The organism is Mucilaginibacter sp. PAMC 26640, from assembly GCA_001596135.1.
Taxonomy (GTDB): domain Bacteria; phylum Bacteroidota; class Bacteroidia; order Sphingobacteriales; family Sphingobacteriaceae; genus Mucilaginibacter.
On sequence record CP014773.1, the window covers coordinates 5,173,941 to 5,198,383 of the forward strand.

A 24,443-nucleotide genomic window follows, 5' to 3' on the forward strand; every position below is an offset into this window, starting at 1 on the left:
TTGGGAGGTGTTTTCTGTTTGAACGATAACTACATCGAGATGCGTTTTATATCTATTATCTTACTTTTTACAATTATGCCGGGTGTTGGCATTTTTGCCAGTGCGCAAGCACCTGAAAATTGGTACAGTTACCACGATGCAAAAAAAGATCTTTACGGTTTTAAGGATACCAAAGGATCGATCAAAGTTCCGGCACGCTTTAATGGGCTTACCCGGGCTGCCACCTTCCGAAACATTATCGCTGTTAGGGATGATAACAACAACAAGTCTTATTACCTTTTAAAAAACGGGCGAAAATTAGGGGCGGACAGTTTGTACGTATGGGATATGACCTACGATTGCGAGCAGGAAGAAACCATTAGGTTTAGGGACCAGGTTACAGATAAGGTAGGTTTTTTTGGCAAAAATGGCAGAATCGTTTTCCCGGCCGTTTATAATGATGCAAGGCCTTTTTACAACGGGCTTGCCTTGGTGGTGCATGACGGTAAACGTATTTGTGCCGATGGTACGCCATATAAAGCCGGTACATGCGAGCATTGGAGCTGGGAAGGCAAAACAGCGCTTATTAACATGAAAGGTGAAATAGTGGCCGACAATATAGATCTGATGGCTACCGATCATTTAAACTGGTATTCGTGCAAGATTACTGACATCCCGGCCGATACAGCCCTGCATACCTCGTTTAAGGCTAAAAACGATAAGTATTACACCTTTATCAGTTATCAAAAAGAATTTGAAAAGTGGTTTTACAAACAATTTTTAACCGGGTCGCAAACAGAGACGTTGGCATCGTATTGCTTTGATGAACTTGTGGTAGAAGGCCTATGGAAACAAACCGTTAGAAAGCAATACAACAAAGTAGCCTTTACGAAGCAGTATGGTGCTGTGTTGCGCAAAAAAATGGTTGCGATTAAGCAAAGAAAAGTGGAAGCGTTTATAGTGAGTGAAGCACTTAACCCTTACATCTATGAAGGTAAAAATTTTAAAGCTTTTTACACAGATTGTGGTGATGCTAACGAGGCAAGATTTCCATCGTTTGATGTGATAACCAACCATTTTACTGCTAGTCGTCAGCTAAATTACCAGGAGCACTTTTCGTTTTTAAGAACAACTACAGGTTACAAAATTATAGCTGTGTCGCTAAAATCCCTTAAGTAGTTTGTTTACATAGTTTCCAGCACATACTTATCCCATAGCTTACCTGCATATACTTTGAAACTGGTGGGTGACTTCTTAAAATCATCGCTGGTAATTACACCGCCATCGTGCTGAATAGCTTTGCCAACTTTAATTGTGCCAATACCTCTTTTGGCATATTTGGTAATTCCTTCATGCATAATGATCTTCATTTCGCTTGGGCTTATATCGCCCCGGCAGCTTAGCCGGTAGGCCACCCATACCTCGGCTTTTCCGTCTTTATCCAGGTCGGTAATGGTTAAAGAGCCCGGGATAAAGTTTGCTACCATATCTAAGTTGCAATCGGTGATCATATCATGTAGCTGCCATAATAGTAAAGGTGCTACTCCATCTTTTAACTGGTACACATAACCATAAAGATGAGCTTGTTTAAAGTCATCATCACCATTTTGCGGCTGTTCCCCGGTTTGTGTAGTTAAAGCTAAGTAATTGCCGGCATTATCCTGATATTTGATAGCCTGCACCGGTTTGCCCAAAAAACGTATATTTTTTGGCAAGCTTGCCCCCGCCACCTTTTGCGTTTTAATTTGGCCGTTAACGCAGGCACTGATAAAAAGGAATGTTAAAAAAAGAAGAGTACGCATGTTTTGATAGATTAATTACAATAGTGATAATACATTTAGTGCATACAACCAAACCAAATATAGGTGCGCTTGGCATAAGCATCGGGGTATAGTTTATTGATCTGAGCTAACTGGGCTTTCATATCCGCCGATTTAACATATGTTATGGCAGCAACTACAACGTAGAAATCTTTCGCAAACCCTTTGTAAGCATTGCTGTACTCAATAGAAATGTAGTTGTCATTAGAGGCGCTTCCATCTCCGCGTGCCTGGTAGCAAGGGTAACCCAAATCATCTCCTCCACCGCTTCCAATGCAATCGGCCTTACTCATAGTTAAGCCGATCATCTTGTTAGGTGTAAGCCCTCTTAGATCCAGTTTTTTATATAAGCGGGTAGCTGCTTGTTTGGCTGCAGCTAATGCAGTTTTATAATCTTTGGTGCTTCTTAATATAATGATGTCTTTTGGCACTTCGGTGTTAAAATTTTCCTGCGCAGATGTTTCCGTTAGGCAGCACATTAGCATAAGGAAACTCATTATGAAAAACGGGGTGATTTTATTAAACGTCATGATTTATATATTTGATTATTTCCACCATTGGCGCTTTTCTTCGGCTATGGCAGCTTTATTTGCAGGGCGTAAACCGTTGGGTATGGCATCCACAAAACTTTTCCATCCGTATTTTTCATACTCAGGCGGAACAGTAATTCCGTCAACATCGCTAAGATCCGAACCTGGAATATTGTAATCGCCGTACTGTAGTTTTTGCGCCGCTTTGGTAGTGTGATTGACAATGTTGCCTGTAAAATAGTTATTACTGTAACCATCTATCCCAAAATCCAGTGTATCGTACAAAAGCTGGTTTTGCGTATTGATGCAGAAATCGGTAGTTAGCTCGCCGTTAATAGTTCCGCTTCCGGGGGCAGGGGCCTCGGTAAGCACCACACGGCATACCAGCTTTCCACGTTTATAACCTTTGTAAGAATCAGGTGCATGAGGGTTGTTTTCGCCCGCCTTAAATATGCCGGCTTGTGATACCATTATGCTACCCGTAAATGGCCGTATCTGATTACCAATACGTGTTTTACCTTGTACCTGGTAACGGTACGGGTTTTCCGGATCTTTAACAACGGAGGTGTAATGAATATAAAACCGCTGATTGTTTTTTCCAAGTGTACCGTACGGCTCGGGGAATAGCTCGGATTGTTTAAGGCTAATTAATTTCAGGCGTTCTGCCCGCCATAACGGGGCCAGATTGTAACTTTTTATACTGCCATAAAAGTTAACGGTGCCGGCAGGCTGTGCATTTGTCGTGTTATTGGTTATCACCGTAACAACTATAACGCAAACCAAAGTTAGGAGCAAGCGCGTGAATCTTTTTATCATTGGTGATCTATTTATTTTTCTTTGTAGATATTGAATTTTGCGAAGGGCACCTTACCAAAGTTTTTAACTGTTTCAATATCTGATGTTACCTTATCGGGATTGGTGGCATCGAAATATTCATGGCCGTCTTTATGTAAAAACCAGCCAAGATCGGCTGGGGCGTACTTAAACGTTACAATGCGCGACCAGCGTTGGGCAGCACCGCCATAATGCTCAACAGAAAAATAACCGTTTTTAATTGTAACTCCTGTAAAAGGGTCGCCCATTTGCCCGCCGCAGTCTACGTAATAAACTGCGTTATCGCTCCGGGCAGCCAGCTTATACGTTTCATTGGCTCGGCCTAAAAATAATAGTAGCGGTCTTTTTTCGGGGTGGTTAATTACATCAGAGGTTTTTTCTTCGCCCTTTTTGTAGAGCACCATAGCAACATCAGGGTATGTATCGCGGTTCAGGTTGCCTTTGGTAAGGCTAAGTGCTATGTAGCCTTTAGGAATAAAACCTTTAAGATTAGCCGGAACAGCTACGGCTAACTTTGGTGTTTGGGCTGCACTTGGCAAACTCCAAACTATAAGCAGAAGTGAAAAAAGATGTTTAATACTTTTCAAAACACATTGGTTGACGCAGTTGTGGCACTATTAAAACAATTATTTCTTAAATAGTTTTCGCTGTAAACTGCAAATAAGCCAAACCACATTAAAGCTTTGCTGTTGATAACTGCAAATAAACTTTATATACAATGTCGTTAAAGAGCCTTTCAAAAACCCGCTGGCTGATTGAACCAAACAGCGTTTCGATATATCCTTATGGCGTATTTTATATTTTTACGATCGTCATCGCAATTCTATTCACCGGGTTACTATTAGTTTATATCAAATATCAAAACACAACTATCAGCGAGTCGCTCCCGTTCGTGCTTTTATTGTTGCTAATTATAGCGCTGTTTTGGGGTTTTGCTGCTACTCAAATCGAATTTGATAATAGTAAAGGGCGCATGCGCAAATTGTTGATGGGCTTTATTCCTGTTACTACCTTGCCATTTAGCAAGCTCCAGGGCATTAATGCAGTAAGCAACATGGCGGGAAGTTACAATTACCGCCTGTTTAAGAAAGATGCCAGGTACGGAAACGGTATTGTTGTATCCGCCGGTTACACAAAAAATGACGATCAAAATGCTGTTGCGTTTGTAGATGAAGCAGTATATGTAATCCACGGCTTTCTTGACTTACATGATTCCGAGGCTGATTCCATATCAGAACCAATCACTTCGTACCGTTTCTTTAACCAGGAAGGGCACTTGTATACCATTAAAAACAAAAAAATGGGGGCGCTTTTTTTTGGCCTGCTCTTGTTAGTGATCGGCTTCTTTTTAATGAGGATAGAAACTAATGGCGTCTTATCTAAAATCGTAATTGTTGCAGCCACTTTATTTCTGGCGCTCATTTTCTTTAATGCAGCCTATACAACCATAACTTTCGATAAAGTTGCTCAAACTGTTGAACGGACGGGAGTGGCCAAATTTCTAAATCGCAAGTACAATTTCGGAGCTTTTGCAGGTATTCAAACTCTCCGCAGATCCCTCAATTTTGTATATTTAGGAACCGATGTCAATATGTATTTTGATGTGCCCGACAAAATCGGGAAACAAGAATTTCTTACGATCATCTCTATTAAAAAGAGTGCCGATATTGAGCGATTTATACAGGAATTGAATCAAGTTATAGCAAACGAATAATGCCTGATAAAAGGTATTTACCGCATATGATTGCTACGCAATATTTCCTCAAGAATACTTCTTATTTACGCCCGCGGCTTAAAAGGATAAGCAAGTAACAATACCATAACTCACAGAATGCAACAGATTGTAAAACCGCACGACTGGCCTATTACCCCTATGCCGGAGACTATTGCAGAAACGGTAATTGATAGGAAATTATCTGCACGGGAGTGCTTTTTTTTAAGCCAGGGCTTTAAACCGCGAGAAATGGAGGAGCGGTGGTTTATGTATAGAGAAGCCGATTGGGTTTACTTACACCGCAGCTGGACTGGATTTTGTGTTTTTAAAGCAAAGGTGGAGGGTCAGGAAGATGGATGTAAGCTAACCATGCTGCTCATCAACAGAAACACTGACCAATATAAGTCAAACAATCTCGAATCGGATATCAATGAGTTCAATTCCATTATAGATTCTTTGATCCAAATAATCCGGCAAAGTGACAATGATTTTTTGCGCATTAGTTAAAGTAATTTAACCTCACAAGCTAATTGTCGAAACTAAAGTAGTAACATGCTGTTGAAAGATAAATAAACAATTAAAGATATGCTGTCATCTTTTTTAGGTAAAGACAATGGCGCTGAAAACAGCGACCAGAATAACAAAATCATGAATGCCATAGGGCCGGTAATGGCCGAACATTGGCCTAAAATAGAGCCCTATGCTGATAAGGCGTTAGCCGCTGCTCAGGATGACGATACTTTTGAAACCCTCGCCCGTAAAGTATATCCATGGCTTCCCATGATGGTGCGTTTAGCTATCAAAGAAGACAAATTTGTAGCCTTTACGCTGCAACACAAAGGCCCGCTTCTTGCTAAACTAGCAGAAGTGAAAGCCGCGAAATAAATAGAGGTTTTACTATAATGGATTAACATGCTCTTAGGATCAACAAGTAATAATGACACATCTCCGGGTACAGAGTTGCTGGTTCTTCAATTGATCTTGCAACAGCGCTACGCAGAAGTATATCAATTGCTCAATAAGCAACAATCACCGCAAGCCTCTACGCTCTACAACATGGCACTTTGCCTGCACTGGAGCGGTAATTACCAGGGGGCTCTAAATCGGTTGGAAAATATCCGGCTCGCTCAGCAAGTAAATGGTATAAGCCAATTAAATACTAATAGTGATTATCAGGAAATTAGGAATAGGCAAAATCAAACCGATGACTATTTGCATGGCATGAGCGAAGCCTACATCCAAAGCTTTCCTGTTTTAGTTAGTGATGCCATCCTCCGCCTTAAAACAGACTGTTGGTTGCAGCTTGGTAATTACGCCAAAGTAATTGCTGTAGCTACGCCTATTGCTCATAAAGGGTACAAGAATATTACCGAAGCACTAAAATTAGCCGAAACAAGCAAATGACCAAAGATTTTGATGAAATAAGGGATGCTTACCAACGCAACATGTTTGCACCAGAAGCGGATCGTGTTGATATGTTAAGCTTGTATAAGCAGTTGCCCGACCTTAACCTTACCAGTGATTATGAGGAGAACCTCTACCATCTTGCCGCTCGCTTTACCGATGCAGATGCTATTAGGTTTTTGAAAGAGGCCGGGCTCAAACCTGGTGCAGATAAATATGGCAATACTGCGCTTCACGCGCTTACCAACACCCGGTTTAATTTCGACGATGCGAACCTGGATGACAAAGCTGCAAAAATTTACGATACTGCTCAGGCGCTGCTTGATGCCGGAGTAAACCCCAAAAAGAAAAACGATTCGGGTAAGCTGGCTTATTTTGAAGCTGGATTGCTTTATATGTATCCATTCCTAGAGGCTATGGGCGAAGCCGGAGTCAGGATGGATGTTGCCGAATCTGGAGGGATGAACTTGCTTCATGTTATTTGTGATAAATTAGGTAACCGGAAAGATATAAAAGGTGCAATACCTGCGGTTATGAAAACCGTGCGGGTATTGCTGGAAAAAGGTGGTATCGATATTGAAGACAAAGATGTTTTTGGCACTACCCCACTTACTTATGCGCAGCGCACTGGTGTAAAAGAAGTAGCAGCTTTAATTTCTGGCGATGAAAGTGATGTGGCCACGGGCGGAATGACCATCCACGAGGCTGTATTAAACCGCGATCCTGCTGCAGTTGAAGCCTTGGTCAAAGCCGGAGTTGATCTGAACGAGATATCCGACCAGTACCGACGAACGCCGCTGATGCTTGTTTGTGAGTACGCTTCTGAGCCTTTGGTGAAACTATTGGCCGAGGGTGGTGCTGACGTGAATTTTAAGGCTGGCAATGGCGAAACAGCGGTGTATTATCTGCTTACCAAAGCGATGAGTAATTTGGGCCGTGGCATGAGCCAAAACAATAAAGATGTTGTTAAGATGTTACAGCTTTTGATAGCTAACGGACTTGATTTAGATACCGCTGTTGATAATGAAGGCAATACCGCCCTCAACCTGCTGTGCCAGGCTAATCACTACCTGGCTGATTTGAATACCAGCCTGGGCGAAGAGTTGATTGATGCCGGAGCCGATGTTAATCAGCCTAATCAATCAGGTAAAACACCTTTAATGTCATTTGCCGGGCGGGGCAACGAAATGAAATACGGTATTGCAGAATTGTTGCTGGACCATGATGCCGACGTTACTTATGTAGATCAAGCTGGTAATACATCTTTGATCTATGCCGCGGGAAATTCTGACCATATGTCGGGTAAAAGGATAGTCTCTTTGATCTTGGAGAAAGATAAATCAATTGTAGAACGTGTAAACAACGCCGGGCAAACCGCCATGGATATAGCCATTCAGCAAAACAATGAGGCTGTGGTTAAACAACTAATGAGTTAAATTGATAAATACGGCAAATGGATAACATGTTTTTAAATGCGTGTAAAAATGCACAAAAAGGAATTGTACAGGCTTTTTTAAAAAAGGGTGGCATTAACGTAGATAAGCGCGATAGCTTAGGCAATACACCGTTGTATTATGTTTGCAACAAAGGAGCTAAAGATATCGCCAAGCTGATCATCGATGCCGGCGCCGATGTTAACCTGGCAAACAATATCAGCGAGACACCAATGCATATAGCCGCGCGCAGGGGCAGCAAAGAACTTATCAAACTGCTTACCGATGCAGGTGCTGATGTAAATGCTGCCAACAACAGCGGGCAAACGCCCCTGTTTTATGCTGTTTTGGATAGCAAATCCGAAACTGCCCTGTACTTGATTAGCCTGAAGGCCGATTTTACCGTTAAAGACAATGCCGGTTATAACGTGCTGGACCATGCTACCGCCAACGGTTTGCGCGACCTTGTTACGGCTATATCAAACAGAACTGTAGCACAAAAAGATGATCATGGCAATACTCCGTTGCACCAGGCTGTGCACAATAACCGGAGCGAAACAGTGCAGGCGCTGCTTAAAACTGATGCCTCAAATGTAAATGAGTTGAACAACGACGGTGTCACCGCTTTGGTCCTGGCCGTAAACAATTCAAATATTCACCTTGCAGAGTTATTGTTGAAAAGTGGTGCCGATGTAAATCTGCATCTTTTGAACGGGAACTCAGCCCTGCATTACGCGGCTGGTATAGGCAACCACCATATAGGGAAAATACTGCTTGGTGCCGGTGCCGAAATCAACTCGCGCAACAGTTTCAGCGAAACCCCGCTGCTTGTGGCTGCACAGTGCGGTTTTAACGACTTTACGGCTCTGTTGATAGAAAAAGAGGCAGACGTAAATGCTGTTGACAACGAAAGCCGCAGCCCTTTGGATTTTGCAAGCGAGCGTGGTTATACCGAGATATTGGAACAACTCTTAACAGCCGGTGCTGACGGCAAGTAATGGAGTTGCTCTTAGATCTATTCGCTGTCAATATCGTATAATTTACATTTGCCTGGCTAAGCTTCATACTTGCGGCCATTCTTTCAATCACCAGATCACGGATCTTAGTAGATGGGTTTTAAGCTAAGTTGCTCTCCCCTTTACTGCTGTTTCCTTTTAATACGTTTTTGAGAGTAAGCCGGTTAATATGCGACTTCATATAGGCCTGCTGGCTGGCAGCGGCATTTTCCATATGAGCCCGGCCCATGTCCTTTCCTATAAAAATTATTGCCGTTATTATTAGGAAGGCCGTAAGTGTACCGTTTACTTTTTGCGCTTTCATAAATCAAAACTTATAGCTGCAGAAGTAATATCAGTGTTAACTTGTTTGTGCAGGGGTAAGCACAAATGCCGTATATTGGGTTATTCAACAAAGTTGCTACCGACCAATGAGCAATTGCCTTCATGATCACTTGGTACTGAGGGGCTATTATATGCTCATTATAATTTGGGGTGCGCGCGGTTGCCGGCGCTTTCATCATAAGCCTTTCGGTTGTTCTTAAAAAAACCGCCATAAATGATGATAAGCAATAAAGCGGTAACACCTAACACAATCAACGTTTTGCTGCTTCTTAAAATATTCTGAGGGCTAAGGAGCTCTATGTTCCAAATTCTTAAGACTATTAAGCTGATGAAGACAACTGTAATTAGCGCAGCCAATGTTCCGATCAAAGTTTTCATATATAATTATTTAAAGTTTATCAAGCCATTCCTTCTTTTTTGCAGCAAACTCTTCTTGTGTGATAATCTCTTCGTCGAGCAATAATTTTAGCTGCTTTAATTTTGCAACCGGGTCGGTAGCGCCTGCATTAAGTTGTTCATCTTTTGCAGCGTTGAAGGTTTTACCCAGATCCATACCAACGCCAAGCTGCAATCCCGCACCCGCCAGGCCACCCTCGTTTCGTGTAGCATCACGTAGTGCCCTTAATTTCTCCATTTCCACATAGGTCAGTCCCCCCTCGCCCGCTGCCATAACTTCCGAAGTTATATCGGCAACTTTGCCTATTCGCGCTTTAGTAGATTGGTCAAAAATGGTTCCGTTTAATTTAAAGTCAGTTAGTTCAAAACCAAGTTTTTTGAGCTCAGCATTAAGTTGGGTCTTAATGCTCACGGATAATGTAAGTAATTGTGCATCGATTTGCTGATAAGACACTCCGCTTTGCGCCAGTACGGATGACAGACTTTCGGGAAACCGGTTTTGAAGCAACTGACGGCCCTCTGCTACGGTATAAATGTCTTTTGCCCCAACAACATTTGAGAACAAATAAAGCGGATCGGCTATGCGAAATGAAAAAGTGCCATTAGCACCTAGCTCGACCGGAATTTTGTATACCGGGTCCATGTATTTGATCATTTGAGATGTACCCCAGCCCTGATTCAGCGTTTCTGCTGTCCGGTAAAACCAGATCTTTAATTTATGCTCGCTTTCGAAATTGGTTCGCAGCTTCAATAAGGTGGTTAAAAATGGGTGATTGTCAGTCTGCAGATCAAATATGCCCTCTTCTCTCAAATGGTCGGTCACCTTCCCCTCATACACTAATATCGCGCCCTGACCCGGCGAAATGATAAGCTTACTGGCATTCTTTATCTCATTCTTTTGAGAGGGGAATTTCCACACAAGTACTTCAGTTTGTTGATCCTTCCATTCAATTACCTGTGAAAGTTGATTTTTAATAAAGCTTCCGATACCCATATTAATTAATGATTTTAAATTCCTTGATTATTTTTCCGTTCATGTCAATGATAAACATGGACTCATATGTTTCCAATACAAAGCCATTTTTATACCGATAAGCTACGTGGTCTATCGATTTTCCTTTGGCAACAGGCATAGTAAAAACGATTCGCCCGTCGGGTACTGACAAACACTGGACACTGACATTTGAGTTTCCTGCCGCGGTGGCCTTGAACATAACCAGGACGTGATGGTTATCAAAATATAATATCTCAGGAGAAAAATAGGACCTGCCCGGAGTGAGGTCTTTATAGTTAATCACATAATCACCGCCTTGGCGGAAATCTGAAATCACTTTTTTGCCATAGAAAAAAGTAAAGTCTTTTTTCTGAAAGAACGGCCGGGTGTTAGGTCCTCCCTTGTTGTCTTTCTGAGTATACATCATCAGTTTAATTGGTTCATCCGGGAAATCATCACTTTTCTCGCTGAACAGAAAATAAGTCCGGGTTTTCGCATTGGGAGTTTTGATAGTCAGTTCCTTTTCCGCTGTATATGTACTTTTTTCCGTGTAAACCTTGTCAGCGATGGGGAAGAATTTCCGGCTTTTTCCATCATTCGTAACTAGTTTAAACCCGTCCCCCCATTCGCTTCCAATAAATTCTAATTGGGCGATGCCGGCCGCTAGTTCTTCGTGATGGGCAAAAAAGTCTGCTGGCACTTTAACCAAGCGGGTGTTAAGCTTGTCTATCTTGTAAAGAATATTTTTATTGCCAATGGCGTAAATTTCTTCGTTGTGGAATTTGCTGAAAGCAGCATTGTTTAAACGCTCCTGAGGAAGTTCAGTCAGTCTCTGCTTGTTTAACTCCTTTCCGTTCAAAGCATCGTAAAATATAATATAATTACCTGTTTCTTGCTTCTTTTCATCGTCCTCATATTCGCGATATCCCATTATTGCGATGACTAATTTGCCGGATTGATTCTCAAATGCAATCGCTTCCCGGTCACTCCAACGATAAGTGTCGGTAGGTATATTTATCGGAATATTAGTTACCGTCGATTTAGAACGATTGGCAGTAAAAATAATTGGCAAAATGATTCCAACCAGGATGAAGAACAACACTACTGCAACGATAATAACAATCGACCTACGGGTAGCAGCAGGTGCAGGCGGCGCACTATGGTTGTAATTGATATTATGATTGATGGTGATATCATCATTATCAAGGTAGTACTCGGTGTCGCAGTTCTGACATTTAAAGTATTCCGGCCTGATCTCTATTTTTTTAGTAGACCCGCATTTAGGACATTGTATCGCATTAATTTCTCTTGGCATGAAATGTTGCTCAGGTTTGTGAACATAACAGCATCCGGCTGCTAAAAGTTTGATTTTGATGCTATTATTAACTACGACCCAGTTAGTAGTTTTTGACCCCTATTACCTGCTTAATACTAACATGATTTCATCTGACCTGGTAGCCTACCTAGGCTTTAACGTTAATTTCCGCTCCATATACATAAGCATACCCATGAGCTCTGTCCTCTATAAACACTGGACACATAACTTATCATTCTCTACGGGACTGACATTGACCTCCCATGCCATACCGAATAAACGAAACAACCTTTTCGGAAGCAGCAACCTGCTCACAGGAATTGGCTTTAGAATAAATAACAGACTTCGCATAACTTCCGGAGTCGTATGGTTCAAAACCGTAGATAAAAATCCGGTATCCATCAACCACCCTGGTGGCAAAAAAGTGATCGTAGCAATGCTGAAGGGTACACAGGCCAAACAAATTATAACTGTGCTGGAACGTATACCTGTCCGCAAAAGGAATAAGGTAAAAGAGGTGACGATGGATATGGCTGCAAACATGATCAAAGCGATTCGGAGATGTTTCACTAACACCATCCGGGTGATTGATCGGTTCCATGTACAAATACTGGCCTATGATGCTGTACAGGAAGCAAGAATAAAATACAGGCGGGAAGCACTCGATGCAGAAAGCAGTTTGATTGAAGAGGCCAGGAAGAACAAACAAGTCTTTAAGCCTGAAGTATTTAGCAACGGAGATACGTTAAAGCAATTACTGGCCAGAAGTCGGTATCTGCTCTTTAAGCTTGAGTGTAAGTGGACCGCCTCACAAAAAGAAAGAGCCGAGCTTCTTTTCCCCCGGTATCCTGAATTGTTTAAAGCATATAACCTGGCTATCCGGATGGGCAATCTATTCACGATCTGCAAAAGCAAACAAGTGGCCTTTAAACGGCTGGCGATCTGATATAATGATGTAGAAGCTGCCGGAATCGATGCTTTTAGAACCGTGGCAAGGTCTGTTCAGCAACACTATGAATCTATCCTGAACTTTTTTGACAACAGAAGTACAAATGCGTCTGCTGAATCCTTTAATGCCAAGGTAAAAGCTTTCAGAGCTACTTCAAGAGGCGTTAGAGATACTACTTTTTTCCTGTTCAGACTTGCTAAAATCTATGCTTAATTATCCTTTCCCCCAACTTTTCGGACTGATCCTTAATAAAGGTTATCAATGGGGTAATTAATGAAAAACCCTCTAAACAAGCAGTTTAGAGGGTTTTCGATATCATCAGTTGATGACTTTGTGATCCCGCTGGGATTCGAACCCAGGACCACTACATTAAAAGTGTAATGCTCTACCAGCTGAGCTACGGAATCATACTTTAAAAGTTTTCGTTATTGTTAGCGCTTCGTTTTAAAGTGGTGCAAATATAGAGTTTCTACCTATTCCCTGCAAACCTATTTTAAAATATTTTTTAAGTAAAAAATAAGGGTTTCATTATCAGCCACTAAGGCGTATAAATACCTATTTTAGCTTTATCACCTGCCAATAAAACAAGGCTGCCATGCCTCGCTTTGCTACAAACGTTGTAACTATTGCTATCGATTTTGCGCCAGGTTTGCCCACCATCTGTTGTAATATTGCTCCCGGAAGTGCCTGTTGATAAGAAGATTTTGCCCGTAAGATGCTCAACACAAGACTGAAAGCCTGCCGGACCACCCTTCGGACTACCCATTTTCACACCGAACTTTCCAAATGGCAGCACGTACGCTACAGAATCTGCAACCGTATCTTTTGCATAGTTACCGCCAACCACGATGGTTTGCCTGCCCCCCCTTACAGATGAAAATGCGCCGCGGGAGGGTTTACCATTGGTAAGCGGCAGCGCCACGCTGGTCCAATCTTTAAGGGACAGATCAACAGATGTAAGCAATCTGCTTTGCGCTCCACCCGTTGCTATCACTACTTGGTTTGGGTAAACCCGCAGGCAGGTGCCACTGGCGGCAAAAGCCGCTTCATCCTTTACAGCAGTTGGCCCCTTTACCTGGTTCCAGGTACTACCGCCATCTTTGGTTTCCAAAAGCAGAAATTCATTCTTTATAGCGTCGCCCATAATATAGCCATGCCTGGCATCAGCAAAGTCCATCGCATCTAAAAAATAAACGCTATCCGCTTTTCGATATTTTTCCTGCCAGGTTTCGCCCCCATCGGTAGTTTTAAGTATAACTGCCGGCGAGCCGGAACTCATCACGATAGCTTCTTTATCAGAAAAGGCCTCTACATCTCTAAAATCAAATTTCTCGAAACCTTTAACCTGGTGCCAGGCCCAGTCTTTTCCGCCATTTGTGGTGATAGCAAAACTCCCCCTGCTTCCGCTTACCCAGGCTATTTTATCATCTAAAACCGAAAGGCCGCGAATGCTGGCGGTGGACGGCTGATGAAGCCTGGCTATTGCTTGTGCCTTTGTGATTGCAGGCAGGAAAGCCAACACCGGCATCAAAGCGCAAATTATTGTTTTTAATTTCATTTTATACGGGTCCAGTTTTCGCTCCTTCCAAATAAGGAAATGCCAATATAGCCACGAATTTTTAAAACGTCGCCGTTCAGCGTCATTTTACAGCTATAAGTTTTACCGGATTTTGGATCGTAAATAGTACCGTCTTCATACACATTCACGCCGTCGAAAGCAAAATTCTTTAAAAGCTCAATACCCAGTTCCGGTCGGCCTTGCAAACTTTTATCAGGATTATGTGCATCCAACTTCGCTTTGCCGGCAGCGTCGTTAGGAAACTTTAACCAGGCCAGCTTACCGAAGAACTTGTCACCTCGCTTATAGATCTGCACCTGCCCTTCACCGCTGGCATTAAGCCATTTGCCTAAAATTGCATCTGCGTTCTGTGCCGATACGGATAGCTTGCATGTCAACATAAACAGCAGCGCTAAAACACTATTTTTGAACATAACTTTATAATTGGTTAACATCGAAGTTAGCCTTTACCCGCCTATTTACAAAGCCAACTATATTTTTGTAATTATTTATAATCGGATACCTTAAAGGATTATATTTGCAGCCCGCAATAAGAGCTGCTTTAGGCAAATCAGATTGCGGGTAGTTCTATGCCCGGATGGCGAAATTGGTAAACGTTGCGGTCTCAGAAGCCGTTGAGAATTGTCTCTTGAGAGTTCGAGTCTCTCTTCGGGCACATCCTTTTTAAGATTTGAGATATTAGATATGAGATTTGAGACTTGTTCTCAGATCTCATTTTTCTAATCAGGTTGTTGATAAGTTCCGTTTTTAGTTCGGCCTCCAATCTAGAATCTCTCAAAAAATATTTAAGCAGGCCCAGGTGGCGAAATTGGTAGACGCACCATCTTGAGGGGGTGGCATTCGCAAGGATGTACGAGTTCGAATCTCGTTCTGGGCACTTATTTATTATCGGATGGTCGCTGATCTGCGATAACCAAAAAGAAAAACTTTTTAGCTTTCGGCAAGTGAGATAGATTGAATCGGAATTTGTGATTCATCTGATTCGCCAATTTGAATTGAAATTATGCTGTGGCAAGGTTTCTGCTAATATTTCTTGGTTGCTTAATTATATTTCCTGCTGATTATCTTTAAGTTATAATTTATTTATTTTCATAACAATTACAATTTCTGTTGGTTATAATCATAGTTCCTGCCTTAAGGGAATTTAAAACCAATGGATTACAACCTTTACGACTACCAGGAAAAAGATCTGAATACGATATTCAACCGGCTGGAAACTTGTGAACCTAATTACCGCCTATTATACCAGCTACCTACAGGCGGGGGTAAAACCCGCGTATTTTCGGCAATTGCAGACCGCTTTCTAAAAACTTACGGTAAAGAAGTAGTTGTGCTTACTCACCGGCTGGAGCTCTGCGGTCAAACCTCACTTACTTTAAAAAAGCTAGGGGTGAATAATAAGGTGATCAATAGCACTGTAAAATGCATTCCGCGCAAATCCGGCTTAAACTGTTACGTGGCCATGGTAGAAACCCTTAAAAATCGCATAAGGGACGGATTGATGCGCACTGAAGATGTAGGACTAGTGATCATTGATGAAGCTCATCATAACTCATTCCAAAAACTGTTGAGTAAATTTACGAATGCTCGGATCATCGGTGTTACAGCAACGCCGTTAAGCTCTGATGTTAACCTGCCTATGCGTAAGTATTACAACGAATTGTTGACTGGCCAAACCATAAGCGACTTGATAAGTGAAGGTTATTTGGCCAAGCCTAGCAATTGGCGTTATGACGTTGAATTGAATACTTTAAAAACCGGCATCCACGGCGATTTTACAGTGAGTACTTCCGATGAACTCTATTCTTCACCAGCCATGCTGGATCTGTTGCTTCACGCTTATGAAGCGCATTCGAAAAATAAAAAGACGCTAATCTTTAATAATGGAATATTTACGTCTAGAAACGTTTGTAAACTATTTAACGATTCGGGCTATAAAGCAAGGCATCTGGATAATCAAACGCCGGCAGCAGAGCGGGCAGAAATTCTGAAATGGTTTAAAACTACTAAAGGTGCAATCCTCAGTTCGGTTTCCATTTTAACTACCGGTTTTGACGAGCCAACTGTACAAACTATTATTTTAAACAGGGCTACCACTTCGCTTACACTGTACCACCAGATGATCGGACGTGGATCAAGACGGTTGCCCCAGAAAAAAACATTCTCTATTATCGACCTGGGTAATAATACGGACAGATTTGGCGAATGGAATAATCCGGTAGACTGGGCTCAGGTGTTTAACCATCCGGAGGCATTTTACGAAGTTTTTAGCGCAAGGGCAACACAGGAAGCGCATAGCATGCCTTCAGACTCACGTGCTAAATTCCCAAACAGCCTGGAAATTGCTTTCGATGTGCAACAGGCTTATGAGAAAGCATTGGCAGGCGGGCAAAAGGCTAAAACTGTTATTCGTGATTCTATCAAGCAACATGTATTAATGTGCGTGGAAAATGCAGGTACGGTTAGTGAAGCGCTTGAACTCACTGATGAGTTACAAAAAGAAATTGCTTGGCGTATAAAGCAATATTGCAAATGCCTGGGTAAGGTTACCAAAAATTATCGCGACTGGCTTGATGAAGATTATCGGTCTAAATTAAAGATTCTTGTAGAAAAAATAATGCAGCGACGGGGTTTGCAAAGAGTAGCCGTTTAACATCATGGTGCGCCGGAAGGCAATGCTTAGAAGCAGAACAAAATAATATGCTTGTATGTTAACAGTAGCGTAACTTGCAGATGCTAAATATTTCCCGTGCTTATGAGCTACAAAACCTTAATTATTGTAATTTCATTTATCTTTTCAACGTATATTGCTGCTGCCCAAAAAAACGCAGCCGGAGATAGTATCACTATTGTTGTTAATGATAAATTTGAAAAAGCCGGGAAGATTAAGAGGATTTTGCTAGGCACTAATTACCGCAAAGTTTGGGCGCAGCCAATTACTATCCCGATTATACACCTTGCTACAAAAAAAGGGGGCCTTAGAATAACCGACATAGGCGGCGGTAACCAAACCACCTCGTTGCAGTTAAAAGACCCTACAGGACGCCAGTGGGTACTTCGCTCAGTTAATAAAACCACCTCTCGAGACCAGCCCGCTATTTACAAACATACAATTGTTGAGGATCTGATGCTTGATGCCGGCTCTATCGGGCACCCTTATTCGGCTTTGTGCGTACCACCTATGGCCGATGCTTTAGGCTTACAGCACAGCAACCCTAGCATTGTATATGTAGGCGACGACCCCAACCTGGGCAAATATCATGATGAGTTTGCTAATCAGGTTTACCTTTTTGAGGAGCGCGGTGCCCCGGATGGTTCAAAGGCGATCAAAACTGAAGACTTACAAGAAAAGTTGGAGAAAAATAACGATAAAAAAGTAGATCAGAAACTGGTGCTTCGTGCCCGCTTATTTGATATGGTAGTGAACGACTGGGACCGCCATGGCGGGCAGTGGCGCTGGGAGAAAAACAAAATCGATGACGATGTTTACGAACCTATCCCACGCGACCGTGATAAAGTATTTTACAATACCGGCGGTATTTTCTTTACAGTGGGCTCGCTCATAAAACCAAATCTGCAGCCCTATACCGATCACATCAGGCGGGTGGACCTTTTCAATTACAATACGGTAACTTTTGACCTTTATTTTTTAAATGAGCTGAATCAAAAAGATTGGGAGGAGCAAATTGCGTATGTGCAAAACGCATTGAGCAACGAACTGATCACCCGCTCGGTGAAGCTGATGCCGGCAAATGTATATGCAGTCTCTGGCCCAGGCATCATTAAAACATTTAAAAAACGCCGGGACAACATGAAAAAAATTGGCCTCAGCTACTATCGCTTCTTAGCGCAGCTGGTAGAAGTGCCCGCATCCAACAAAGATGAGCGATTTGTAATCACCAGTAAGGAAGACGGTGATGTACAGGTGGTGATCAAAAAAATTAAAAAAGACAGCACCGAAAAAACTATTTACAAACGAACATTTAAACGTAAAAAGACGACAGAGATTCGTCTGTACGGTTTAGATGGAAATAATACTTTTGAAGTTAAGGGCAGCAAACCGCTCGCTATTAAGGTTAGAATGATCGGTGGCAACGATACCGACACTTACCAGATAGATACCGCCTTAAAAAGTCGCGGCAAGCTGTACATTTACGACCGTAAAGATCAACCCAACAATTTACCATCCCGCTCTGATGTTCATTTAAAACTTTCTGCAGATACTGCTATCAATCGGTACAAGCATCCCGAAAATAAATACAATACTATTACCCCATCGGGTGGACTAGGTTACAGTACAGAGGATGGCTTGCAACTAGTAGCCGGGTTAAACTACGTTAAATACGGTTTCCAAAAAGAACCCTACGCCAGTTTGCAACAATTAAAGGTAAATTATACTCTTGGACGACATTCGTTCATCTTCAATTACAACGGCGAGTTTAAACAGGGTATTGGTAAAACAGATTTGCTAATCAACGCTGTGTTACGCGGACCAAACAACACCAATAACTTTTTTGGCTTGGGCAATGTTGGGGAGTTTGTAAATGAGGGACAAAAAAAGTTCAGATATTACCGCAACCGCTATGATTATGCCGTGGCCGATGCAAGGCTGGCACACCAATACAAAAACTGGCAAATTAGCGGTGGCATAATAGCCCAATATTACACAGCAAACGCCGAAAACAATGAAGACCATTTTTTAAGCGAATATAATCAGCTGCACCCCGAACTTAATTTATTATCCAGCAAGTTGTACACCGGCCTTATTGCAGGTGCCACGCTTGATACCCGTAACAACAAGCAGTTTGCCAGCAAAGGCTTGGTGTGGAAAACAACCCTAACGGGTCTAACGGGCATCAATGTTGCCGACCATAGCACCGCTTCTGTCCTATCTACCTTTACATTTTTTGCACCGTTAAAAGATTCCACTATTGTGTTCGCCGACAGGATTGGAGCGGGCACCATGGTTGGCAAAGGAGAATTTTACCAAATGATGAATCTGGGTGGCCTGAGTCTTCGCGGATATCACACCAGCAGGTTTATAGGCAACAGTATGCTTTACAACAATGCCGAAGTTCGTGCCAAACTATTTGACTTCCACAATTACCTGCTGCCATCAGCAGTGGGTGTAATATTATTTGATGATACAGGCCGGGTTTGGCTTAAAGGAGAAAAATCAAACACTGTCCACAATACCTATGGGGGCGGCGTTTTCCTCACCCCTTACCATGCATTTCTTTTTGAAGCGGTGCTGGGGAAAAGTCCGGAGGGAACATTGGTATATTTTACTTTAGGCTTTAGGTACTAATACTTACTGTGCCTTATCCCAACTGCCTACATTATATTTTCCGTTCCAACGGGCCATGATGAATCGCGCCAGAATACCCGGACGTTTGATCTTGCGGGTTTGCAGGAGGTTTATTGCATACAGCAATTGCTCACCCATTTTATCATAACTCATGTCATCGATAATGTTCGATGATGCAGCCGACATTTTTTCCTTTTGGCTTAAAGGCAGCCGGATATATCTCAAAATAACATCTGCCATATCTTGCATATCCAATGGGTCAAAGCGGTATCCATTAACCCTTTCTTTTAACAATCCTTGCGCGGCGTTTACTTTATCGCTCAGCAGCATGGGTAATCCTGCAGCCATCCCTTCATTTACTACCAGGCCCCAGCTTTCCCAAAGGCTGGCCAGTATAAATGCATCAGACCGGTGATACCATTCCGGGATCTGATCATTATCCACGGCACCCAAAAACTTTACTGTAGTTAAACCTAGCTCATCCCGCAGACCGGCTAAACTGGCTTGTTCCGGTCCGTCACCAATGATCAGTAGTTCGTAGCTGGTGCCGGCGTTTTGTACCACCTGCCAGGCGCGCAAAAGGTTATCCAGGTTTTTAACGGGTACTAGTCTGGCTACACAAATAATGGTTTTATTATCCAGTTTTGGTTTGCCGGGATTTTTAAACAGTCGGTTGTTTACCGTATCGAAACCGTAAAAGATTATGGACGATTTTTGATGATAGGTGGTGTACTCATTATCATAATCAGGTGTTGGCAGCCATAAAGCGTCCGATTGGCCTATCAGGAGATCTTTAACAAACTGCACTACCGGGTTGCGCTTTATTTGCGATGTTTTGCCATCATCAAACATGATGAAACGCTTGTTGTGTCGCCTGGCCCAGCGTAAACCCAGGGCTCCGGCGTAAAACACAATGGATGGGCCAATGATCACATCGGCGTTCAGCTCGTCGGCTACTTTAAAGAGCCGTTCGGCGATAGTAGCCGGGGAAAGGTCTTCGGCGCTTTGATTGGGGAACAGGCAGGTCCACCACTCCTCTTTGTTATCGTAGCTGTCAAACGCATACGGCGAACCGGTACCAAAAAGCTCCACAGCGTAAAGGCTTATGTTATACCCTGCCAAATATTCCCGTAAAAAAACAAGCCTTCCTTTCCAGTAAACCCTAAAATCGTTATTGAGGATCAGTATTTTCAAATTATGCAAATTGGTTTGCGCTACTAAAATACAAAACTAAATTTTACAGATAGCCTGCTGTTCCATTCCGGAAATGTGGAACACCGAAAATGAACATCACTTTGATTATCAGCTATTTGGAAAATAAAATGGAACAGATTGGAACATCCCTGTTATTTAGTTAAATCACGTAAAAACCTATTAAACAGCACTTTATATAGATTTGTAATTTTTCCGGAAATTATGGTGGAACAGGTTTTTCGAACAGGCTTGAAACAAGCTTTTACTCTTTTCACCTTTCCAAACCTGCCGACTAATACAACCGAAATCAAAAAGACCGCATCCGAAATTATTGTATATTGCCGCACTAATCGACCAAAAATGAAAAGACGCTCATTTGTGAAAACGACCTTAATTAGCGGTGCAGCCGCAAGTATTATTCCTTCTGTAACCAAAGCCACTGACGCTACTGAACTGGCCGGTCGCGGTACCGACTTTTATGAACTGCGTACCTATACTTTGAAGAACGAAACGCAGCAAAAACTGGTGGAGGACTACCTTGAGCATGCCGCAATACCAGCCATGAACCGCAATGGCGTTACCAAAGTTGGTGTGTTCACCGAGCTAAAGCCGGAAGGCCAAACAAAAATTTACGTATTAACGGTATTCACCAGCCTCGATCAAATGGAATTGGTTGCTGAAAAAACCGAAAAGGATGAAGCTTTTAAAACCAAGGCGGCGGCTTACCTCAATGCTCCGGCATCGGCTCCAGCTTACGAACGTATAGAAAGCTCATTGATGAAGGCTTTTAAACACAGTCCTAATTTAGCCGTACCAGAAAAAGCGCCTCGCATTTTTGAATTAAGACAATACCAGAGCGCCAGCGAAGCTGCCGGTAAAAAGAAAATTGAGATGTTCAACGACCAGGGAGAGATTGACATTTTTAAACGACTGGGCTTTAAGCCGGTATTCTGGGGTGAAACCATCATCGGTCCGCTGCGGCCCAACCTAACCTATATGGTAACTTTTGACGACCTTGACGCAAAAAATGCGCACTGGAAAGCTTTTGGAGGTGATCCACAATGGAAAAAGATCAGCACCGTTCCAGAATATGCCGACGCGCTGTTGGTAAACAAGATCACTTCTACCCTGCTGGTGCCTACTGCTTACTCGCAGATATAAGTTTTGCAAGCCGGCGGCATTCGGGGTGAATTTACTTCGACTCTTTGAGATCTTGTCGCAGATTAACTCACCCCCTGCCCCCTCTCTGCTCCGCAAAGAGGGGAAACATGATTTTGATACAATTTTTACCTTCTTTCCGCGTAGCGGAGAGAGGGTCGAACAGCGATAGCGCATTCGGGGTGAGTCCGGCTGCCCCTTTGAGATCTTGTCGTAGGTTAACTCACCCCCTACCCCCTCTCTGCTCCGCAAAGAGGGGGGTTATGGCGATATTGGATTTGGAGTGCGTAAATTGCGACGAGGTTCTAAAATATCCCAAAATAGCGACACAAGTTTTGAAGGCGGTTCAATCGTATTTTTACATGTCCGCGGCATATTGCCATGGTAATTTTGGTAAATTTGCAGCTTTTAAAAAAGACGATAATTTATGCAAGAGCCATTTGACGTTTTGGTGGGTGGAGTAGTTTATTCTGTTTTCCCCGAAGAAGATAACGTATATACCATTTTTAAAGCCGGCACCGAGTTTGGCAAAATAGAGAAAGACACTGAAAACTTATGGCTAAAACTGGATCCCGATACAGAAACGCCCATGTTTGATAACGACGAGGAAACCAACCGCATTGGCCAGGCGATCACCGCTTACGTGCCCGAAGAGGATGACGAAGATGAAGACGATGATTTAGAATAGCACCTTCCTTCTCTCTTAACATTTTCCGCTTAGCTGCAAACGATATTATATTGCAACTGTTTAATAACCAGCCCCAAGGATTTCAATAATAGCGTTCCCGTTATATAGACTGATTCTTTTTAGCAGTTTAGGTAGCTGAATGGCCGCATTATTGGTAACTTGAATTCGCAAATCTAATTCCAATATTTATGTCCGAAAAAAAGCCGGAAACAGTCGCTGAGAGCGAGTGCCTTTCAAATGGAACGCGTCGAGATTTTATCAAGCAAACATCAATTATTACAGCGGCAGCCTTAACGCCCGCCACGGTTGTGCAAGCAGCTACGGGCCATATGGACGAGCAGTTAGCAGCCGTATTTGAAAAAATGCCGCTAAAAATGGAAGTGAATGGCGTACAGCAAAATCTCTCTGTAGAGCCCCGTTCCACCCTGTTGGATATCCTGCGCGAACAGCTTGACCTTACCGGAACCAAAAAAGGCTGTGACCATGGCCAATGTGGGGCCTGCACCGTTCATGTGGACGGGCAACGGGTAAACGCCTGCCTTACACTGGGGCTTATGGTAAACGGCAAAAAAGTAACTACTATAGAGGGACTGGCCAAAGGCGAAGAATTGCACCCTATGCAGGAAGCTTTTCTGAAACATGATGGTTTCCAGTGCGGATATTGCACACCGGGACAAATCATGTCGGCAGTGGCTTGTATCCGCGAGGGGCATGCCAATTCAGAAGGCGAAATAAGGGAATACATGAGCGGGAATTTATGCCGCTGTGGTGCTTACCCAAATATTGTAAATGCTATCCAGGAAGTTAAACAGGGAGGGTTAACCGTATGAAACAGTTCCAATTTTTACAACCAGGCACACAAAGCGCGGTGCTCGATGCTATCGTAAAACCGGGTGTGAAGATCATAGCCGGTGGTACCAACCTGGTAGACCTGATGAAACGCGGCGTTACCGCACCGGATAAACTGGTAGATATTAACCGGCTTCCTTTAAAAAGCATTAATACCATAGTTAACGGCTTGCATATCGGTACACTGGCGCTCAACAGCGAGGTAGCTGACAACACGCTGGTCACTACCAAACATCCGCTTTTAAGCATGGCCTTAAAAGCAGGTGCATCGCCGCAATTACGCAATATGGCAACCTTAGGTGGCAATATGATGCAGCGTACCCGCTGTGCTTACTTTTATGATACTGCAATGCCCTGCAATAAGCGCCAGCCTGGCACAGGCTGTGGTGCCATGGGTGGCTACAACCGTATGCATGCTATTTTTGGGACCAGTCCGCAATGTATAGCTGTACACCCAAGCGATATGTGTGTTGCCCTTGCTGCGCTGGATGCGGTAGTGATCATTAAAGGCAAGGCCGGTGAACGGCGTATGCCATTCACCTCCTTCCATCGCCTGCCGGATGCCAACCCCGAAAAAGATAATCAACTGGCACCTGGAGAAATGATCATTGGTGTAGATATACCTGATAACAATTTCGCAAAAAACAGCTATTATCTTAAAGTGCGGGACCGGCAATCTTACGCTTTCGCGCTGATCTCCGTTGCGGCGGCTTTAGAACTGGAAAACGGGGTCATTAAAAAGGCCCGCCTCGCAATGGGCGGAGTGGCCCATAAACCCTGGCGCTTATTTGATGCCGAAAAAGCCCTGGTAGGAAAAGCACCTACCGAAGAAAACTTTGCAGCTGCAGCTAAAATAGCCATGCAAGGCGCAAAAGGGCGCGAACATAATGCATTTAAATTAAAACTTGCCCCGGCTACTATTACCGAGGCTTTAAAACATGCGGGAGGCTTAGTATAAC

At 43.0% G+C, this 24,443-nt stretch carries 25 protein-coding genes and 3 tRNA genes; 16 read left to right on the forward strand and 12 right to left on the reverse strand.

The window, feature by feature from the left end:
- Positions 1–39: 39 nt before the first annotated feature.
- A complete protein-coding gene (locus A0256_22395) occupies positions 40–1,158 on the forward strand; it encodes a hypothetical protein (GenBank protein ID AMR34000.1) in 1,119 nt (372 codons plus the stop codon).
- 5 nt (positions 1,159–1,163) lie between these two features.
- On the opposite strand, the gene A0256_22400 is transcribed toward A0256_22395, so the two are convergent.
- Genes A0256_22400 through A0256_22415 form a run of 4 tightly spaced genes read right to left on the reverse strand, consistent with a single transcriptional unit; the run spans position 1,164 to position 3,750 of the window.
- Positions 1,164–1,781, reverse strand: a complete 618-nt coding sequence (locus A0256_22400) for a hypothetical protein (GenBank protein AMR34001.1) — start codon at positions 1,779–1,781, stop codon at positions 1,164–1,166.
- 35 nt (positions 1,782–1,816) lie between these two features.
- Positions 1,817–2,296, reverse strand: coding sequence for a hypothetical protein (locus A0256_22405; protein AMR34002.1), 480 nt, complete (start codon positions 2,294–2,296; stop codon positions 1,817–1,819).
- Between the two features lie 48 nt (positions 2,297–2,344).
- On the reverse strand, positions 2,345–3,145 hold the full coding sequence (locus tag A0256_22410; GenBank protein AMR34003.1) for a hypothetical protein: 801 nt from the start codon (positions 3,143–3,145) through the stop codon (positions 2,345–2,347).
- An 11-nt stretch (positions 3,146–3,156) separates the two neighbouring features.
- Positions 3,157–3,750, reverse strand: a complete 594-nt coding sequence (locus A0256_22415; GenBank protein AMR34004.1) for a hypothetical protein — start codon at positions 3,748–3,750, stop codon at positions 3,157–3,159.
- Between the two features lie 131 nt (positions 3,751–3,881).
- On the opposite strand from A0256_22415, the gene A0256_22420 reads away from it, so the two are divergent.
- From A0256_22420 to A0256_22445, 6 genes are all read left to right on the forward strand, one after another.
- Positions 3,882–4,877 carry a hypothetical protein gene (locus A0256_22420; GenBank protein ID AMR34005.1) on the forward strand — a complete coding sequence of 332 codons (996 nt, stop codon included), beginning with the start codon at positions 3,882–3,884 and terminating at the stop codon, positions 4,875–4,877.
- Between the two features lie 117 nt (positions 4,878–4,994).
- On the forward strand, positions 4,995–5,384 hold the full coding sequence (locus A0256_22425; protein ID AMR34006.1) for a hypothetical protein: 390 nt from the start codon (positions 4,995–4,997) through the stop codon (positions 5,382–5,384).
- Positions 5,385–5,462: 78 nt separating this feature from the next.
- Positions 5,463–5,762: a hypothetical protein gene (locus A0256_22430; protein AMR34007.1), complete on the forward strand. Its 300-nt coding sequence runs from the start codon at positions 5,463–5,465 to the stop codon at positions 5,760–5,762.
- A gap of 27 nt (positions 5,763–5,789) precedes the next feature.
- Entirely contained in the window at positions 5,790–6,281 is a 492-nt protein-coding gene (locus A0256_22435) for a hypothetical protein (GenBank protein AMR34008.1), read from the forward strand.
- Positions 6,278–7,717 carry a hypothetical protein gene (locus tag A0256_22440; protein ID AMR34009.1) on the forward strand — a complete coding sequence of 480 codons (1,440 nt, stop codon included), beginning with the start codon at positions 6,278–6,280 and terminating at the stop codon, positions 7,715–7,717. Before A0256_22435 ends, A0256_22440 begins: the two co-directional genes overlap by 4 nt.
- Positions 7,718–7,734: 17 nt before the next feature.
- Positions 7,735–8,712 (forward strand): hypothetical protein, encoded by a 978-nt coding sequence (locus tag A0256_22445; GenBank protein ID AMR34010.1) that lies wholly within the window; start codon positions 7,735–7,737, stop codon positions 8,710–8,712.
- A 118-nt stretch (positions 8,713–8,830) separates the two neighbouring features.
- Here the strand turns inward: A0256_22445 and A0256_22450 are convergent, their stop codons facing one another.
- The 4 genes from A0256_22450 to A0256_22465 form a co-directional block, all read right to left on the reverse strand.
- Positions 8,831–9,034: a hypothetical protein gene (locus tag A0256_22450; GenBank protein AMR34011.1), complete on the reverse strand. Its 204-nt coding sequence runs from the start codon at positions 9,032–9,034 to the stop codon at positions 8,831–8,833.
- 158 nt (positions 9,035–9,192) lie between these two features.
- The gene (locus A0256_22455; protein AMR34012.1) at positions 9,193–9,432 is read right to left on the reverse strand and encodes a hypothetical protein; all 240 of its coding nucleotides are present in this window, start codon (positions 9,430–9,432) and stop codon (positions 9,193–9,195) included.
- A gap of 10 nt (positions 9,433–9,442) precedes the next feature.
- The gene (locus A0256_22460; protein ID AMR34013.1) at positions 9,443–10,444 is read right to left on the reverse strand and encodes a hypothetical protein; all 1,002 of its coding nucleotides are present in this window, start codon (positions 10,442–10,444) and stop codon (positions 9,443–9,445) included.
- A gap of 1 nt (position 10,445) precedes the next feature.
- Positions 10,446–11,759 (reverse strand): hypothetical protein, encoded by a 1,314-nt coding sequence (locus tag A0256_22465; GenBank protein AMR34014.1) that lies wholly within the window; start codon positions 11,757–11,759, stop codon positions 10,446–10,448.
- 58 nt (positions 11,760–11,817) lie between these two features.
- Here A0256_22465 and A0256_22470 point away from each other — a divergent pair, with 58 nt between their 5' ends.
- On the forward strand, positions 11,818–12,705 hold the full coding sequence (locus A0256_22470) for a hypothetical protein (protein AMR34015.1): 888 nt from the start codon (positions 11,818–11,820) through the stop codon (positions 12,703–12,705).
- Positions 12,706–13,039: 334 nt separating this feature from the next.
- Here the strand turns inward: A0256_22470 and A0256_22475 are convergent.
- The 3 genes from A0256_22475 to A0256_22485 form a co-directional block, all read right to left on the reverse strand.
- Positions 13,040–13,115, reverse strand: a tRNA-Lys gene (locus A0256_22475).
- Positions 13,116–13,246: 131 nt separating this feature from the next.
- The gene (locus A0256_22480) at positions 13,247–14,266 is read right to left on the reverse strand and encodes a hypothetical protein (protein ID AMR34016.1); all 1,020 of its coding nucleotides are present in this window, start codon (positions 14,264–14,266) and stop codon (positions 13,247–13,249) included.
- The gene (locus A0256_22485) at positions 14,263–14,700 is read right to left on the reverse strand and encodes an SIGNAL peptide protein (protein ID AMR34650.1); all 438 of its coding nucleotides are present in this window, start codon (positions 14,698–14,700) and stop codon (positions 14,263–14,265) included. Before A0256_22485 ends, A0256_22480 begins: the two co-directional genes overlap by 4 nt.
- Positions 14,701–14,858: 158 nt before the next feature.
- On the opposite strand from A0256_22485, the gene A0256_22490 reads away from it, so the two are divergent.
- From A0256_22490 to A0256_22505, 4 genes are all read left to right on the forward strand, one after another.
- Positions 14,859–14,942, forward strand: a tRNA-Leu gene (locus A0256_22490).
- 138 nt (positions 14,943–15,080) lie between these two features.
- Positions 15,081–15,164 (forward strand) — tRNA-Leu (locus A0256_22495).
- 276 nt (positions 15,165–15,440) lie between these two features.
- Positions 15,441–16,940, forward strand: a complete 1,500-nt coding sequence (locus tag A0256_22500; protein AMR34017.1) for a DEAD/DEAH box helicase — start codon at positions 15,441–15,443, stop codon at positions 16,938–16,940.
- Positions 16,941–17,042: 102 nt separating this feature from the next.
- Complete coding sequence (locus A0256_22505; protein ID AMR34018.1) at positions 17,043–19,595, forward strand: hypothetical protein; 2,553 nt, start codon at positions 17,043–17,045, stop codon at positions 19,593–19,595.
- Between the two features lie 3 nt (positions 19,596–19,598).
- Here A0256_22505 and A0256_22510 read toward each other — a convergent pair whose 3' ends face one another.
- The gene (locus tag A0256_22510) at positions 19,599–20,789 is read right to left on the reverse strand and encodes a hypothetical protein (protein ID AMR34019.1); all 1,191 of its coding nucleotides are present in this window, start codon (positions 20,787–20,789) and stop codon (positions 19,599–19,601) included.
- Positions 20,790–21,149: 360 nt separating this feature from the next.
- Here A0256_22510 and A0256_22515 point away from each other — a divergent pair, with 360 nt between their 5' ends.
- The 4 genes from A0256_22515 to A0256_22530 all read left to right on the forward strand — a co-directional run bounded on the left by A0256_22515 (position 21,150) and on the right by A0256_22530 (position 24,442).
- Complete coding sequence (locus A0256_22515) at positions 21,150–21,950, forward strand: NIPSNAP family containing protein (GenBank protein ID AMR34651.1); 801 nt, start codon at positions 21,150–21,152, stop codon at positions 21,948–21,950.
- Positions 21,951–22,374: 424 nt separating this feature from the next.
- Entirely contained in the window at positions 22,375–22,635 is a 261-nt protein-coding gene (locus tag A0256_22520) for a hypothetical protein (protein ID AMR34020.1), read from the forward strand.
- A gap of 188 nt (positions 22,636–22,823) precedes the next feature.
- A complete protein-coding gene (locus tag A0256_22525) occupies positions 22,824–23,465 on the forward strand; it encodes a 2Fe-2S ferredoxin (protein AMR34021.1) in 642 nt (213 codons plus the stop codon).
- Positions 23,462–24,442, forward strand: a complete 981-nt coding sequence (locus tag A0256_22530) for an FAD-binding molybdopterin dehydrogenase (GenBank protein AMR34022.1) — start codon at positions 23,462–23,464, stop codon at positions 24,440–24,442. Before A0256_22525 ends, A0256_22530 begins: the two co-directional genes overlap by 4 nt.
- Position 24,443: the final 1 nt, after the last annotated feature.